Annotated in this window: 14 protein-coding genes and 1 tRNA gene; 10 read left to right on the forward strand and 5 right to left on the reverse strand. The window is 38.6% G+C overall.

Going from position 1 to position 17,029, the window contains the following annotated elements; genetic code table 11:
- The first annotated feature begins 43 nt into the window (after window positions 1-43).
- From ACTB1O_RS00005 to ACTB1O_RS00025, 5 genes are all read left to right on the forward strand, one after another.
- The gene (locus tag ACTB1O_RS00005) at window positions 44-472 is read left to right on the forward strand and encodes a universal stress protein (protein WP_462993084.1); all 429 of its coding nucleotides are present in this window, start codon (window positions 44-46) and stop codon (window positions 470-472) included.
- A 23-nt stretch (window positions 473-495) separates the two neighbouring features.
- A complete protein-coding gene (locus ACTB1O_RS00010; RefSeq protein ID WP_462993085.1) occupies window positions 496-1,317 on the forward strand; it encodes a CBS domain-containing protein in 822 nt (273 codons plus the stop codon).
- Between the two features lie 186 nt (window positions 1,318-1,503).
- Window positions 1,504-2,121: an archaeal proteasome endopeptidase complex subunit beta gene (gene psmB / locus ACTB1O_RS00015; protein ID WP_462993086.1), complete on the forward strand. Its 618-nt coding sequence runs from the start codon at window positions 1,504-1,506 to the stop codon at window positions 2,119-2,121.
- Window positions 2,122-2,159: 38 nt separating this feature from the next.
- Window positions 2,160-4,049: a beta-CASP ribonuclease aCPSF1 gene (locus ACTB1O_RS00020; protein ID WP_462993087.1), complete on the forward strand. Its 1,890-nt coding sequence runs from the start codon at window positions 2,160-2,162 to the stop codon at window positions 4,047-4,049.
- Window positions 4,050-4,090: 41 nt separating this feature from the next.
- On the forward strand, window positions 4,091-5,179 hold the full coding sequence (locus tag ACTB1O_RS00025; RefSeq protein WP_462993088.1) for an MFS transporter: 1,089 nt from the start codon (window positions 4,091-4,093) through the stop codon (window positions 5,177-5,179).
- Window positions 5,180-5,311: 132 nt separating this feature from the next.
- Here the strand turns inward: ACTB1O_RS00025 and ACTB1O_RS00030 are convergent, their stop codons facing one another.
- Window positions 5,312-5,956, reverse strand: coding sequence for a hypothetical protein (locus tag ACTB1O_RS00030; RefSeq protein WP_462993089.1), 645 nt, complete (start codon window positions 5,954-5,956; stop codon window positions 5,312-5,314).
- Complete coding sequence (locus tag ACTB1O_RS00035) at window positions 5,953-7,032, reverse strand: Yip1 family protein (RefSeq protein WP_462993090.1); 1,080 nt, start codon at window positions 7,030-7,032, stop codon at window positions 5,953-5,955. The genes ACTB1O_RS00030 and ACTB1O_RS00035 overlap by 4 nt, the downstream gene beginning before the upstream one ends.
- A 441-nt stretch (window positions 7,033-7,473) precedes the next feature.
- Between ACTB1O_RS00035 and ACTB1O_RS00040 the strand changes: the two genes are divergently transcribed.
- Window positions 7,474-7,725 carry a DUF1294 domain-containing protein gene (locus ACTB1O_RS00040; protein WP_462993097.1) on the forward strand — a complete coding sequence of 84 codons (252 nt, stop codon included), beginning with the start codon at window positions 7,474-7,476 and terminating at the stop codon, window positions 7,723-7,725.
- A gap of 94 nt (window positions 7,726-7,819) precedes the next feature.
- Window positions 7,820-8,461: a hypothetical protein gene (locus ACTB1O_RS00045; protein WP_462993091.1), complete on the forward strand. Its 642-nt coding sequence runs from the start codon at window positions 7,820-7,822 to the stop codon at window positions 8,459-8,461.
- 165 nt (window positions 8,462-8,626) lie between these two features.
- Here the strand turns inward: ACTB1O_RS00045 and ACTB1O_RS00050 are convergent.
- Window positions 8,627-8,711: transfer RNA gene (locus ACTB1O_RS00050), tRNA-Leu, on the reverse strand.
- Window positions 8,712-8,918: 207 nt separating this feature from the next.
- A complete protein-coding gene (locus ACTB1O_RS00055) occupies window positions 8,919-10,823 on the reverse strand; it encodes an AMP-binding protein (protein ID WP_462993092.1) in 1,905 nt (634 codons plus the stop codon).
- Window positions 10,824-11,128: 305 nt separating this feature from the next.
- On the opposite strand from ACTB1O_RS00055, the gene ACTB1O_RS00060 reads away from it, so the two are divergent.
- Window positions 11,129-13,306, forward strand: coding sequence for a PAS domain-containing sensor histidine kinase (locus tag ACTB1O_RS00060; protein ID WP_462993093.1), 2,178 nt, complete (start codon window positions 11,129-11,131; stop codon window positions 13,304-13,306).
- 15 nt (window positions 13,307-13,321) lie between these two features.
- A complete protein-coding gene (locus ACTB1O_RS00065; RefSeq protein WP_462993094.1) occupies window positions 13,322-14,719 on the forward strand; it encodes a response regulator in 1,398 nt (465 codons plus the stop codon).
- 8 nt (window positions 14,720-14,727) lie between these two features.
- On the opposite strand, the gene ACTB1O_RS00070 is transcribed toward ACTB1O_RS00065, so the two are convergent.
- A complete protein-coding gene (locus ACTB1O_RS00070) occupies window positions 14,728-16,593 on the reverse strand; it encodes an AMP-binding protein (RefSeq protein WP_462993095.1) in 1,866 nt (621 codons plus the stop codon).
- A gap of 199 nt (window positions 16,594-16,792) precedes the next feature.
- Here ACTB1O_RS00070 and ACTB1O_RS00075 point away from each other — a divergent pair.
- Window positions 16,793-17,029, forward strand: a 237-nt coding sequence (locus ACTB1O_RS00075; protein ID WP_462993096.1) for a TATA-box-binding protein, incomplete at its 3' end; no start/stop codon positions are given.

The raw sequence follows: 17,029 nt of genomic DNA on the forward strand, positions 1-17,029 counted from the left end.
AAAAATAAATAATTCTTATATCACAATTTTGAGGAGGGAATTTATGTTTAAAACCATTCTCGTAGCAATGGACGGTTCAAAAGCCAGTGAAAAGGCTCTTGAGGCAGCTATTAACGAGTCAAAGATTCGGGACTCAAATCTTAATGCAGTATATATCATTGAGACAGGAGGATTCAAATCTATTCCAACCGACAGTGCAATGGAACTTTTATACAGCAAACTTGAAACAGTCGGGAAAAACGCATTTTCTGAGGGGGAAAAATTAGCAAAAACACACAATGTGGAGCTTAAAACCCATATAAAACAGGGACATGCGGGGGAAGAAATAATCAAAATGGCTGAGGAAATAAATGCTGATCTGATAGTTATGGGCTCAACAGGTAAGAGCGACATTGACCGTCTCATCTTAGGCAGTGTTACTGAATTTGTTATCCGCAACAGTAAGGTATCAACCATGGTGGTGAGATTATAGAACATAAAATTGTCCGGGATTATATGATTGAGGACGTAGTTTCTGTAGAAACACCAGGAAACAGGGATGATGTATTAAGGATTTTAAAAAGGACAGGTATAAGCGGGGTTACTGTCACAAAAGATGGTGAACTTGTGGGTATCATTACAAGAAAGGATCTTTTAAGAAAGCCTGATGAAACTCAGCTTAGTCTTCTGATGACATCAGATCCCTATACGATATCCCCTGATGCCACAATAAACGAAGCAGCAAAAATAATGGACGAGAACAAGTTCAGAAGGCTTCCTGTTGTGGAAAATGGAATTCTTAAGGGAATTATAAGCATTGCAGATCTCATAAGTGCAATTGCACAGATGAAGTTTACAGCAGAAATAAAAACAGGATATACAAAACCCACATTTGCATTATGGGAAGACACACCACTCCCTCTTGTTGGCAGGATTATGGAGATTTCAGGATTTGATGCAGTTCCTATCCTTAACAGGGAATCAATGTTAACCGGCATAATCTCTGAACGTGATCTTATAAGACATGCAATGATTGAGGACAGTGTTGAGGTAAGTGATCTTTCTAACGGCACAGATGATGACGAATGGACCTGGGAAAGTATAAGGGATTTACATACCATATCATTTGGTATTTCCAAAGTTCAGCTTCCGGATAAACTCGTAAAAGATGCTATGGTAAAAGAAGTCGTTGCAGTACCGCAGAATGCCGATGTAAGCGATTGTGCTCTTAAGATGAAACGCTCAAGAGTGGATCAGCTTCCGGTTATAAACGGTGACAAAAAGATGACATCCATGCTTTTTGATCGCGAACTTATAAAAGTCCTGATAGAAAACTAATAAATTATCTTTATAATTTTTTAAGTTAAAGAAAATCAGCCGGCAGATTGCCGGCTTTGAGATTAGAAATAATGAATTCGCATTAGATATACAAAAACATTTAATGCAGATAATAACATCTGTATATCTGAAGCGTTTTTTATACTCTTTCTAACTCTTCATTTAATCTTGGGAGTGTATTCTATTATGCAGCAAAGCCCCGAAATATTAAAAGGAACAACAACAGTCGGGCTTGTTTTCGATGACGGTATAGTACTTGCCACCGAAAGAAGAGCCACGATGGGCAATATGATTGCCAGCAAAACGGCAAAAAAAGTATACCAGATAGGCGACAGGATTGGTATGACTACAGCCGGAGGTGTTGGAGACGCACAACAGCTTGCACGCTTAATGCAGGTTGAGTGCAGTTTATACGACATCAGAAGAGGAAGACCAATGGCTGTTGGTGCAGCAGCATCACTTCTCAGTAATGTACTGAACCAGCACAGAATGATGCCATACTATGTGCAGCTTTTAGTAGGCGGCGTTGACAAGAACGGGCCGTCTGTCTATTCTGTCGATGCAATGGGCGGTGCTTCACCTGAAGATAATATCGTAGCAACAGGGTCAGGTTCTCCGTTTGCATACGGTGTACTGGAAGACCGCTATGAAAAAGGAATGAATGAAAAAGATACAATAAATCTTGCTACAAGAGCACTAAAATCGGCAATGAGGAGAGATTCTGCATCCGGTGAAGATATAAGTATAGTTGTTATAACAAAAGATAAATATGAAGAGTCCAGCAAGAAAGGAATTGCAAACTAGTCAATATAACCTTTTTTCTTTTTTTTGGGACGTATTTTATGCTAATTGAAGACAGGCTTAAAGAGCTAAAGGATAAGATTAACGCAAAAGTACCGGCCGGTATAAATGTATCCGAAGTTGAATTCGAAGGGCCGGAACTTGTAATCTATACAGATGATCCAAAGAAATTTGCAGATGAAGCAGATCTGATCAAAGTTCTTGCAAGAGATCTAAGAAAAAGAATAGTTGTCAGACCTAATGTCCTTGAAGATCCTGAAATAGCGGCAACAAAAGTAAAAGCAGTTGTACCTGAAGGAGCCGGTATCACCGATATTTTCTTTGATCCGGATACCGGAGAAGTGTTAATTGAGGCCGAAAAACCAGGCGTTGTCATAGGAAAAAACGGGACAACCTTAAGGGATATCACAAAAGAGATCGGATGGACACCAAAGGTCGTAAGAACACCCCCTATAGAAAGCTCTACTGTTAAACAGACCAGACAATTCTTACGTGCAGTAAAGGATGAAAGAAAGACATTTTTAAGATCAATCGGCAGGAGAATTCACAGGGATCTGACAAGCAAGGACAAATGGGTCCGTGTCACAACACTCGGCTGCTGCAGGGAAGTAGGAAGAGCAGCATTTCTCTTAACAACTCCGGAGAGCAAGATATTAATTGACTGCGGAGAAAAGCCAGGAAGTTCTGACGGATTCCCCTATCTTTATGTTCCTGAAATATATCCCTTAAATACTCTTGACGCAGTTGTCCTTACACATGCTCACCTTGATCACTGTGCACTTGTCCCGATGCTTTATAAATATGGATATGAAGGGCCGGTCTACAGCACCCCTGCAACAAGGGATCTTGCTGTTATGCTTCAGCTCGATTATCTTGATGTAGTCAACAATGAATTGAACAAAGTTCCTTACTCTTCAAAAGAAATACAGGAATACATTAAGAAATCCATTACCTTAAATTATGGCAGTGTAACTGATATCGCACCGGATGTTAAACTTACATATCATAACGCAGGACACATTTTAGGTTCTGCAATAGCACATTTCCATGTCGGAGACGGCCTTTACAATATTGCATTCACAGGCGACTTCAACTATGGAAAGACAAGACTTTTCGGGCCTGCAACATCACAGTTCCCGCGTCTGGAAGCTGTATTTATGGAGAGCACATACGGTGGTTCAGAGGACTTTCAGCCTTCAAAGAAGGAAGCAGAGGAAAAACTCTACGAAATTATTAACAAAACAATAAACCGTAAAGGAAAGGTAATAATCCCTGCTTTTGCTGTAGGAAGATCACAGGAGGTTATGCTTGCGATTGAGGAAGGTATGCGTCTTGAAAAGATTCCAAAGGTGAAAGTCTACCTTGACGGAATGATAAAAGAGGCTACTGCCATTCACACAACATACCCTGAATATTTAAATCCTGATCTAAGAAAACAGATATTCCAGGAAGGAATGAATCCTTTCCTCTCAGAATGTTTCGTCCAGGTTGATTCACCCTCAATCAGGCAGGAAGTAATAGGCAGCGACCCCTGCATCATTATCACAACAAGCGGTATGCTAAACGGCGGACCGGTAATGGAATATCTCTATGCACTTGCACCATATGAGGAAAATACCTTAATCTTTGTAGGATACCAGGCTGACGGTACAAGAGGACGCAGAATTCAGAAAGGCTGGAAAGAGGTTCCGATGGGAAGACGTGAAACAATTGTCTTAAACCTTGAAATTCAGACAGTAGACGGATTTTCCGGACACTCTGACAGAAGGCAGCTTATGGCCTTTGTGAACCACTTAAACCCAAGACCTGAGAAGATATTTACAATTCACGGCGACGAAAAGAGCACTATTGATCTTGCAAGCTCGATCTATAAAAGATTCAGAATCGAGACACACTCACCAAAAAATCTTGAAACATACCGCATGGTATAATAATCCGGATAAAATTATTTTTTAACCGGCAGAGGCCGCATATGAGAATAAGATTAACAATTCTTCTGGGAGTGTTTACAATAATGGCGCTTTCAAACGCGATAGTGCCTGTTCTCCCGTTCTTTGCAGATGAGATGCCTGCCATTCAGGGGGCAATATTTTCAGCATACTTCTTTGGTGCATTTCTGACAGTACTTCCGGCCGGAATTCTCTCAGACAGAATCGGAAAGATGCCGCTTATCCGGGCAGGCCTTATATTTACATTTTTTTCAGGCATTATACTACTCTTATTCCAAGATCCCCTTATGATAACCGGTGCAAGACTGATCGAGGGAATTTCTGCCGGCCTGTTTATATCCTGTGCAATGTCATGGGTGAACGAACAGCCGGATCATAAAAAACTTGCAGGATATTTCTTCGCATGCTTAAATCTGGGCCTGGTTTTAGGACTTTTGTCATCCGGACTATTAAATACCCATCTCGGTGCAACAGGAGGAATTCTGATATTTACTGTTTTATCAGTCCTTCCCTTAATTGCCAGTATCTATTCAAAGGACGTTTTTAACAGAACCGAGAAAGTAGGAAATCCGGTTATTATTGCAAAAGATTTCAGATGGCTGTATGTTTCAGTAATAATACTCACCGGTGCTACAGGCGTCATTACTTCCCTTTACCCGGACTTTTCAGACGGCGAACCGCTGATATTAAGCATGCAAATAGGTGCTATGAATGTTGCAACGATTTTTGCCGCACTTTTTGCACCGAGACTGAACTTAAGGCCGATACCTTCGATCAGATCTGGTGCAGTCATGATGGCATTTTTTGTTATCTCCGGTTACTTTATTCCTTTCTCAGACACTTTTCTAACAATAATTGTCTTTGCGTTTATTGGCGCTATTGCCGGATTTGTTATGATAGCACAGATGGATTTTCTTGCAGATACCGGATATAGGCAGGGAACAGTGGTCGGACTCTTTAATACATCCGCCTATGCAGGTATGACATTTCTTCCTTTCTTTGCAGGAATAATCGCACAGTATTCCGGTTACTTCCCTGCATTTCTTGCGGTATCTGTTCTTTCACTCATAATTGCGGCCACAATTGAAAGATGTGGAAAATGCAGACTCTGATATTAAGAACTCTTTTATTATATTCAGATTAATTTTTTCTTGCAGGAATTAATTTAAATTTTAAAAAAAAGTATATTTCTCAAAAAAAGTATCCATCTGTTAACGTAATTATAAAAATTTATTAATTGAAAATTATTCCATCTGAATTCCAATCTTTCCTAAAAATACTTTTATAAGATTAATATAATTCCCAAAACTGTCCTGAAGTTTTATCATCTCTTTTGAGATCCCCGGCACCTCATATGTATGGGATGCTGCGGGTGTAGGAACAGGTGTGGGAGCTACTGTCGGAGCAGCTGTTGGTGCAACGGTCGGGACAGGGGTTGGTGTTGCAGTTGGTTCAGGTGTAAGATCATATACCGTTTTAAGATTCCAGGGATCATCCGGGTCCAGATATACTGTTTTATAGGTATCATATGGAATACTGGAACTGTCTGTTACAGTAAGCTTAACCCTTATAGTATAATCATCATCTTCAGCCTCTTCCGTCGTAAAGATCTTGACAGGATCCATATCATCTGATCCAAACCAGTCGTTGTCACCAAATTCCCAGTCATATCCATTCACATCACCCGATGTTAAATCAGTAAAATGAACCTCGTATATTATCCCGTCATATTTTATATAATCAGAATAATCAGTCCAGTCTTCTGTATCTATCCTGTAAACTTCCCAGTCAAAATCAGGCTCAAGATCCGCACTTACGGGAATCACCAGAACAAGTGATGCAATAAATGCAATTAAGAGATATATCTCAAAATACCGTTTATATTTCATATGAAAGCCACCTCTCCGCTAATCACAACATAATAGAATAAGAAAAACATGACCACTGCAGGAACAACTGCTGAAAGCACAGCCCATTTAGAATCTGCATTCAGGCCGTCATAAAGACCCTTATACTGCAAAAACACCATCCAGACTGGTGCTAAAAATACTCCAAACAGAGGAATAAGTCCTACAGTCCCAAGAGAAGTTGTGGAATACATAGTCATCTGCAGGGACTCTGTAAGATAAAACTCCTGACGTGTTATCTTTGTCATCAAAAATACAAGCAGCCCGTATACCAGTATGCACAATGCACCAAATATGAAATATTCCAGAACCAGTCTTATAAGTTCTGGAATTTTACTTAAAAGAACACCATATATGAGATTATCAGGTGCAACCGCAGATGCAATTACAGCTGATAATAAAACATTAACAACAGAGAATAACGCAAGCATTAATGCTGCATATATGATTCCGGACTGTAATTCATCAGAAGATACAGACTCAAATGTTTCACCGGGATATCTCAAAAATCCCTTAACCTTATCAATAAGGGAAAGACCGCCCTGAGAATATTTATACTCATCAAAGGTCTTTGTGTCACCTGAATCATATGAATCATAACCTGAATAGCGTGATTCATAATCATTATAACTCTCATATCCGCCTGCATTTTTTTCAACAGGATCAGGTTCATAATAGCCCTGTGAACTATAATTATCAGAAAAACCCGTATCCTGACCGTAATTATCGCCTGAAACGGGACCTGCAGAAGAATTCTGAATCTGGGAGAGTGTTAAATTTCTCTCTTCTTCTGATTCAAAGACCATAACCATAACAGCAGCATCTCCGCCGTCATAATTTATTGTCACTTCAATACAGGGTTCATAATACTCGTTTTCTACAGGATTTATTCCCGACATTACATTATATGGATAAACATACGGAGTAACATCAGGAGATGAAACCTGCTGCAATGACATATTTTCATTATCAGAAATCAGATAATACAGCTGACCTCCTACCCTTACTTTCGGTGCAGATAAACCCGCACTTTTGTAACTATTATCGTATGGCTGCAAAAAATCACTCTTCTTTAATTATTACTCTGTAAAACCGCTTATATAACTCATATTTCAGGCAATTGAATGAAAAAACCAGAGGTAATTTTCATGATAAATTAATTTGAACTCATATTGTAAATAAATAGTGTAAAATATTGCTCTTCTAAATGTCATTATTTCTTTAACTCCCCCTAATGACAATATAAGTGGGGCAGAATCGCAAACATAATCACATTTATCCCAATGATAGAATCCTGCTGTAATTACGGTGACCATTACTCAGTTCTTTCTGATGTTAAAAACAGAAAGTAAAAAAATGCAAAAAACACCGGTTATTCAGGTAATCCCTGACTTTATCAGCGTACCTGATATATTGAGGGACACATAAATTATTAAAAAGGACTGATAGGTATCGAGACTTTCTTAATTGCTGCCGGAGTATATCTGGCTTTAAATGTAATCTCATTTTTTATATTTGTAAACGATAAAAGAAAAGCTGTAAAGGGAAAATGGAGAACTTCTGAGAACAAACTCCTGGTTTTTTCTTTTATTGGACCATTTGGAGCATTTACGGCTATGAAAACTATAAGACATAAAACACAGAAAACAAAATTTTTGCTTGTTTACATATTTCTGATAGTTCATACGACTGTTTTAGCCATATTTATTTTGAATTACTGCAATCCGGGTTATTTACTTCAATTGTTCTGAATTAATATCTATTTACCTATAGCAGGAATCAGTGTGATTCTGTTTATGACATTTAAAATAAACATTATATCCTTTTAATTACGATAAGAAAATAATGAAAAAAATTGCATTCATCTTTGTTGTCATTCTGATTTTTGCCTGCGGCTGCGTTCAGATGCCGGAATCTGACGAAGCCGGCAATCTGGATTCACAACAGACACAGGAAATAACACCACTCCCTGCAGATACCACCCCTGCAGAGACACCAGAGCAGAATATAATTCCGTTTCCGGATGCACTAAGCTTAAAAGAGAAGTATGCATATGGTGATGAAAAAAACGCAAGAATAATGTCTGTTGATGATGCATGGATTGAAAATTCCTACTGGTTCCATTCTGTTGAGCACGGATACGACTGGGAATTTAAACCAACTGCGGGCAACAAATTTGTGTTTATTGAACTGTGGGTGAAGCATAACGGAACTTCAAGAGAACTCGGGGCACCACCATCCGGAAGCATAAACATATGGTATGACGGGAATTTCTACTCATCACTTGAGGAAAGAGATGGTGCGACAGCACAGATTACAAAGCCATACAATCTTTGGGATGACTATTACGGAGGTTCTATCGGCAGATATGAGAAGAGGATGGGATTTTTGATATACGAAGTCCCGGAGAGCCTCACACTTGAAGATGCATACATCCAGGCAAATCTGGGGAGTGTATATACTCCACCTGTATGGAAACTTGGTTGAACTAAGATATTTTAACAAATTACAATTATTTTTAAAAGCTCCAGGGATAAAAGTAAATAAATCCCTTAATATCTCCCAATTCCATATAGTTAAAGAAAAAAACAACTGAAGCAGGGATGCTTGTCCATCCCTGCAAAGTCTGTCTTAATACAAAAACAGAAAAAATGCGAGAGGCAGGATTTGAACCTGCGGACTCCTACGAGACCAGGATCTGAACCTGGCGCCTTTGACCAGGCTTGGCAACTCTCGCCCTTCTTTACTTAATTGACTCTTTTAGGACATAAACTTTGGTTTTTATTATCTAATAGAGAGATTTTAAAGCCTCTGAAATCCTGAATCTTTAAAAAATGCGATTTTAAAAATTTTTTAACAAAATTTTTGAAAAATTGAATGAAAATTTATTCTGTATTATCCAAAATTATTGAAGTGATTCAGATTATTCAGAATATTGTGCGGTTTATTTTGACTTCTTTGCCTTTTTCTTATCAGTTTTATCAGTATTTTTTGAAGTGTCCGAAGACATGCTTTCAACATGCTTTTTTATCTCGGCATCCCGAAGAACATTTCTCCTTATCTTTCCGGATATTGTCTTAGGAAGATCCTCAACAAACTCAATCTCACGCGGGTACTTGTAAGGTGCAGTTGTTGTCTTGACATACTTTTGTATATCACGAACAAGAGCGTCTGTAGGATCATATCCGTCATTTAATATTGCAAATGCCTTTACAATCATTCCACGTATAGGGTCGGGTGTGCCAACTACTGCAACCTCCTTTACAGAAGGATGCTCCATAATTGCCGATTCCACCTCAAACGGCCCGATTCTGTAGCCTGAACTTTTAATGACGTCGTCACTTCTCCCGACAAACCAGAAGTATCCGTCTTTATCCATGTACGCCTTGTCGCCTGTATAGTAGAAATCACCAAAAAATGACTCTTCATTTGCCTCAGGATTGTCAAGATATTTCATAAACATCCCGACAGGTTTCGGATTCATGTGAACCGCCATTCTTCCGACCTCACACTCTTTCACAGGTTTTCCGTCGTCATCGTGAAGCTCTATTCTCCACCCGGGAGAAGGCCTTCCCATCGAACCGGGTTTTGCCTCCATGCATGGGAATGTCCCGATACAGAGAGTAAGTTCGGTCTGGCCGTATCCTTCATATATTGTAAGGCCGGTTCCCTCTTTCCAGATCTTTATAACCTCAGGATTGAGTGGTTCACCGGCGCTGACACAGTGGCGAAGAGATGTCAGATCAAACTTGTCAAGATCTGCCATAATCAGCATCCTGTATATCGTCGGCGGACAGCAGAATGTTGTCACCTCATATTTCTCAAGTATGGGAAGAATCTCGGTTGCGTTGAATTTTCCCCTGAAATCATAAACCAGACTGCATGCTCCCTGAATCCACGGACCAAAAAACTTCCCCCAGGAAGATTTAGCCCACCCGGTATCAGAAAGAGTCAGATGTACATCATTTAGCTTTAAATCAAGCCAGTATGCTCCGGTTGTAAGATGACCAAGCGGAAGTGCATGATCATGAAGGACCATCTTTGCCTCACCGGTTGTTCCTGATGTGAAATAGATCACCATCGGATCTGAGGAGCGGGTCTTTTCAAGACCGCTTGTGACAAATTTACTTGAGACCGGTGCCGGATAATCAAGCTCCACAAGATAGCTTATCCATCCTTCACGAACACCATCAACAACAAGACGCGACTGTAAGGAAGGGCACTCGGAACAGATTTCCTCAATTTTCGGTGCATTTTCCATGTCAGTAATAATCATTTTTATACCGGCAATATTTGCCCTGTATATCAGATCTTTAGTTGTAAGCATCGTAGGACATGGAACAAAGATTGCACCAAGCTTAATACATGCAATCGCAAAGAACCACCACTCGGGAAGACGTGGCATCATTAATGCAACACGATCACCTTTTTTTATCCCGTATTTCAGAAGCATATTTGCAGCCTGATTCGAGCGGTTCATAAGTTGTCTGAAAGAATAGGTCTTTTCATAACCACTCGGATTAATCCATACCATCGCCCTTTTATTCCGGTCAATCTTTGCCCATGCATCGATTACATCAAAACCGAAATTAAAGAATTCCGGAACTTCGATTCTGAAATTCTTATACAGGAGATCATAATCGGTCATATTTGGAAGATCCTGTGGAATCTTTTCCCGAAGTCTTAGAATATTCTCAACACACTGACCTCCCCCCGGTACAACCGCACCTGATATCCCGTCACTGCATGCCTCATTTATCCATTCAGATCGGGATTTTCCCAAAGGAACCAAAACTTTGTCAATTTTTTCAACAAGTTCATCATCCATCGTGACTGAAAATCGCACCATATACAAATTAATTGTGGTGCATATAATATAAAAGTCATCATTTGAACGAACCAGATTGATAATAAAAAATCAATCTGAATTCAGATCAAGGACGGCTATATGTTTTATACATTAAATTCCGGATTGCTTATCAAAACCGGTACGCAAATCCAGCTTACCACCAGGGAATTATTAGTATTTGGGCCCCTATATTGAAAATAAAACGAAATAATTACTTTTTTATATAATATAAAGAGAACAGCTATATACAATACAGTTTTAACAGATAATTTGAGACATAATTCAAATATTACGGGGCACCCAATATGAACATCTCAGAAAACAACAATATATTCTCTGACAGTCACAGAGTCCTCATTATAATTTCCATTGCAATTTCAGTTATTCTTATCAATATTTTTTGTTATGTTATTGATTTTGCAGTAATTATCGGGCTACAGCTATATTACCTCCCAATCATTCTTGCAACAAAATTTTATCCAAAAAAAGGACTGTTTTTCTCTTTGGGACTTATTGCACTATCCATTATAATCTCGGTTTATTTCTTAAAAGATCCTTTTTTATTTAGCGAATCGCTAATTACAGCATTTATGATGGCAGGAGTTGCAACAATTCTCTCTTTTGCATGCAACGAGATGGAAAAAAACGAATTCAAATTCAAAAAACTGTTTAAAAACAATCCAAATCCATTGATAGCATTCAGCGAGGAAGGCATTATAACTGATATTAATGATGAATTTGAAACAGTTTATGGCTATAAAAGAGAACTCCTAAAAGGGGAAAATATAAAAAATGCCAGATTTTTTTCAGAAGAATCACAATTGGAAATTTCAAAAAAATTTGCCGGATTCAAATCAGGAGAACATATCAAATCCTTTCTGGTTGACATAAAAATAAATAATCCAGATAATGATTTCAAAAAGAATATTATTACATTTATATCATATGAGAAATCAAATGAATCAGAATTTTCAGGCAATATAATGGCCTCATTTTCGGATGTCACAGAACATATTGAATTTTCCGAAAAACTGAAACAAAGTGAGAAAAAATACAGGGAACTTGCAGATCTACTCCCCCAGACAATTGCAGAAGCAGACCCCGACATGAAAGTATCTTTCATCAATAAAAAAGGCCTTAAAACTTTTGGTTTCACTAAGGAGGATATTGAAAAGGGGGTGCATATTCTCGATTATATTATCCCGGAAAACCACAAAAAAGCTATTGAGACACTTGACAAACTGACAACCAACAAACTTGAAGAATCAGTTTCAGAATTCACTGCAATCAAAAAAGACGGATCAAAGTTTCCAATAATGGTATATTCAAATTTGATTACAGAGAAAGGAAAAAATACTGGAATAAGACTTGCAATAATAGATCTCACCAGACTGAGAGAGGCAGAAACCGCACTGAGTGCATCTGAAAAGAAACTTGCAAAACTGATGCAGAATTTCTCAGGAATGGCATACAGGTGCAAAATTGACAATAATTTTTCTGCCGAATATTTAAGTGAGGGTTTCTATGAGCTTACAGGGTACTCACAGTCTGATATTATAGAAGGAAAGTCAATTGACCTTAAATCAATAATTCATCCCGAAGATTTTGAAAAATTTAGTAATGCCATACAGAAATCACTCAAAAATAACGGGCACTATGATACCAGGTACAGATTTCTGACTGCCAAAGGTGAAGAGAGATGGGTCTGGGATCAGGGACGTGTAATCAAAGATGACAACGGAAATCCACAGACAATAGAGGGAATTGTCTCAAATATTACAGAACTCGTTAAAACAGAAAACGCCTTAAAAGAGATCGAACAAAAAAATCAGCAATATATAATAGAATCCCTAAAGGAAAAAGAAATTCTGTTAAAAGAGATACACCACAGGGTCAAAAACAATCTTCAAATCATTGCGAGTATTCTCAAACTAAAAGATATGCAGTCTGATAGCCAGGAGATGCATGAGGTGCTTTTAGACTGCAGGAGCAGGGTTTTTTCCATGGCAATGATACATGAGAAGCTTTACAAGTCTGAAAGCCTTGCAAAAATAAACTTTAAGGATTACATATCGACACTCCAGATGCACCTCGCCGACGAATACGGTGCAGAAGAAAAAGAAATCAAAATGATTTGTGACTGTGATGAAAATATCGCACTGGAAATAGACACTGCAATACCATGCGGACTTATTGTAAACGAAATTATTACAAATGCATTAAAATACGCATTTGACGAACCGGGCGGAGAAATCCGCATAGGATTTTCCGAATATGAAAACGATAGTTATCGTCTTGTCGTAAAAGACAACGGGAAAGGTTTTCCCGAATCCTATGACTATGAAAATTCAGAATCACTGGGAATGCAGCTTATATATAATCTTACATTACAGCTCGAAGGAACAATTGAGATCAAAAACGATTCAGGAACAGAATTTATAATCACAATACCAAAAGGGATGCAAAAATCAGTAAAATTGTAGGGGAGATTTTAGGATATGAAAGGAAGCAGGATACTGATTGTCGAAGATGAAATGATAATTGCAATGGAAATTCGCGCCACGCTAAAAAAACTGGGCTACAATGTTGTCGGTTCTGTGATAAACGGGTACGATGCAATCCAGACAGCAGGAGATAAAAAACCTGATCTTGTGCTGATGGACGTAAGACTAAAAGGCGACATGGATGGAATTGATGCGGCCAGGAAGATAATGCAGCTTTATGATATCCCCATAATATTTTTAACAGGAAATTCCGACAGGACAACTGTTGAGAGAGCAGTTGAATTAAAACCGGCAGGCTTTCTTATAAAACCCTTCAAGGAACGCGAACTCTTTGGAAATATCGAGATGGCCATTCATAAACATAAGGTAACATCAACGATAAAATCTGCCAATGGTTCTGAAAAAACTTCAGATTCAGTTGCAAAAACAATTTCAAATCTAAATACTGCACTGATCTCAACTGATACCAAAGGTGTAATAAACCGTGCAAATCTTTCTGCAATAGAATTAATAGGAACAGATAAAGACAAAATAATCGGCAGAAAAATATCGGAAATATTCAGCACATCCTCAAAACCCGATATTAACATTCAGGAACAATCAGAGTCTGAGATTATATGGCCCGATGCCATAACTCTGGAGAAAAACTGGGAAAGTATTCCCGTAAGTCTTTTATCAGGATTTGTTGTAAATGACCTAAAAGAGATAAATGACTTTATATTTTCATTAAATTACGAAAAAAATGACAAAACAGATATCCGGAAATCAGAGACTCTTTTTGTACAGCTTTTGGAATCTGTAACCGAGATGGTCTTTTTAGTGGACAAAGAGATGAATTTTCTGAAGTACAATCAGAAATTTTTAGACTTCTCAAAAAGACTGGGGATCAGTTCTTTTCAGCTTACAAGATCAGTGTACGAGATAAGAGAATTATCTTTCTTTGTCGGTGCAGATGAATATGTTGAAGTTTTCAGGACAAACACGCCAATAAACAAGATAAAGACATTTAAAACAAAGAATAAGGAAATAAATTACTTCAGAGTGAATATAATTCCTAATTTTGATGGAAAAGAGGTCGCTTTTATTACTACCCTAATAGATGATATCACATCAATTATTCATGCAAAAGAGCATGCCAGGTATATCACAGGCAGCCTCCAGGATATTGAAGACAGTCTCAAAGAAATAAATTCACTAATCTTAGATATTAAAGAACCTGTTCTGGATATTCTAAACAAATCTGAAAACAAAACAGAAACCTCATTTAAGCACATAAATGAAAGTGCAGGCAAAATTGCAGACATTCTTGAAAGTTTTGAGGTTCAGAAGATCAAATACGAGGATGCAATTGATCACATCAAATTTATAGACAAAACCGCAGATTCCTGGTAAAAAAGAGGTTATTCCCCTTTATATTTTTTTAACTCCTCTTCGCGAAGCTGATTTCTTTTTATCTTTCCGGAGAGTGTTTTTGGAAGATCATCAACAAAATCAATTGAACGTGGATATTTGTAAGGAGCTGTTAAATTTTTGACAAAAACCTGTATTTCATTTACAAGAGATTCACTCGGATCAAAACCATCATTTAATACAACAAATGCCTTGACAATCATACCTCTTATTCTGTCAGGCGAGCCCACAACAGCAGACTCCTTTACTGCAGGATGCTCAAGAAGTGCGGATTCCACCTCAAACGGACCAATCCTGTAACCTGAACTTTTTATGACATCATCATCGCGTCCCACAAACCAGAAGTAACCGTCATCATCACGATAAGCCTTATCTCCGGTATAATAAAAATCGTCAGTAAATGATTCGCAATTTGCCTCAGGATTATCCAAATATTCCACAATAAGACCAACAGGTCGTGGATTTAATGAAATGGCCATTCTTCCCTCATCATAGTTTCCGACAGGTTTTCCATTGTCATCATGAAGCTCAACATTCCACCCGGGGGAAGGTTTTCCCATAGAACCCGGTTTGTTCGTTATACAGGTGAATGATGCTACAGCACAACAGGTCTCTGTCTGACCGTATCCCTCATGAATTGTAAGACCTGTCCCCTCCTCCCAGATTTTTATAACTTCAGGGTTTAGAGGCTCACCTGCACTTGTGCAGTGACGCAGTTCAGAGAGATCAAATTTACTTAAATCTGCAAGAATTAACATCCGGTATACAGTCGGCGGACAGCAAAAACTCGTGACCTCATACTTTTCAATAAACGGGAGAAGCTGAGTGGCCTCAAACCTGCCCCTAAAATCAATAACCAGCAGACATGCACCGGCAATCCACTGCCCAAAGATCTTTCCCCACGCACATTTGGCCCATCCGGTATCAGAAGATGTGAAATGAACATCATTTGGTGTAAGATCATGCCATAATTCTGCAGTCACCTTATGACCCAGAGGTAAGGCATTATTGTGAAGAACCATCTTCGGTTCACCGGTAGTTCCCGATGTAAAGTAAATCAGCATAGGATCTTTAGAGCGTGTTCTGATATCAGAAGACATGCTTACAGATCTATGAGAAACAGGAGCAGGATATAAAAGCTCAAAAGGATAACTGGCCCAGCCCTCAAGCTCTCCGTCAACAACCATTCTTGCTCTTAATGTCGGACATGCATTGCAAATTTCATTTATCTTCGGTGCATTCTCAACGTCGGTTATCACCATCCTGAATTTGCCTGCATTAATCCGGTATTTCAAATCCTTGGGAGTTAAAAGGACAGGACAGGGACAGACAACTGCACCGAGTTTTATTAATCCTATTACAAACAGCCACCATTCAGGAATCCGCGGAAGCATAATCAAAACCCGGTCTCCCTTATTAACATTATATTTCAGGAGAATATTTGCAACCTGGTTTGAAAGGTTTTTAAGATCCCGGAATGAATACTTCTTTTCAAACCCTTTCTGATTAACCCATATCATTGCAAGTTTGTTTCTGTCGGTTTCAGCCCATTTGTCTATAACATCATATCCAAAATTGAAATATTCCGGAACATCAATTGAATAATTGCTATAAGTCTCATCATAGTCAGTCATATTATAGGCTTTTTCCTTAGCGACAGAACATTCCGGCTCATAAGTCAGTGACCCGCTCTTTCTGGCGCGTTCAACCTCACTTCCCTGAATTCTCCACAATCTGCCAACCTTAACTCCCTTCATCTGCCCGTCTCTTAACCATGAATGAACAGTACGGGGTTCAACCTTGAGGGCATCAGCTACCTCCTGCGGAGTATAATAGTTATCAGCATTGTATTTCATACAGAAAAATTAATCCTGAAGGTATATTAATGTAATTTTATGTCATTTCATGGCACCTGCTGCGATGGCCAATAATTACTTCAATGTACATCATGCTAAGATCAGTTGATCTGGCCGGCATCCCTGATGATATACAAAAAAAATCTCTGAACGAAAAGTTCAGTTAATATTATCGTCAAAAGACTGGAAATTATATACAATGGCTGACAAAAAATACGAATCCCTGAAAATAGAGAATATCGTCGCCTCCGGAGAAATTGCAGATTCAATCAATCTGGAAGAAGTTTCCAAACAAATAGAGAATTGCGAACTCAACACAAAGCGTTTTCCCGGCGCAGTATACAGAATTGAAAACCCGAAGATTGCATCCCTGATTTTTTCATCAGGAAAGGTTGTGCTTACAGGCCTTCGTCAAAAAAAGGACCTCAAAAACGGG

The organism is Methanomicrobium sp., from assembly GCF_055145805.1.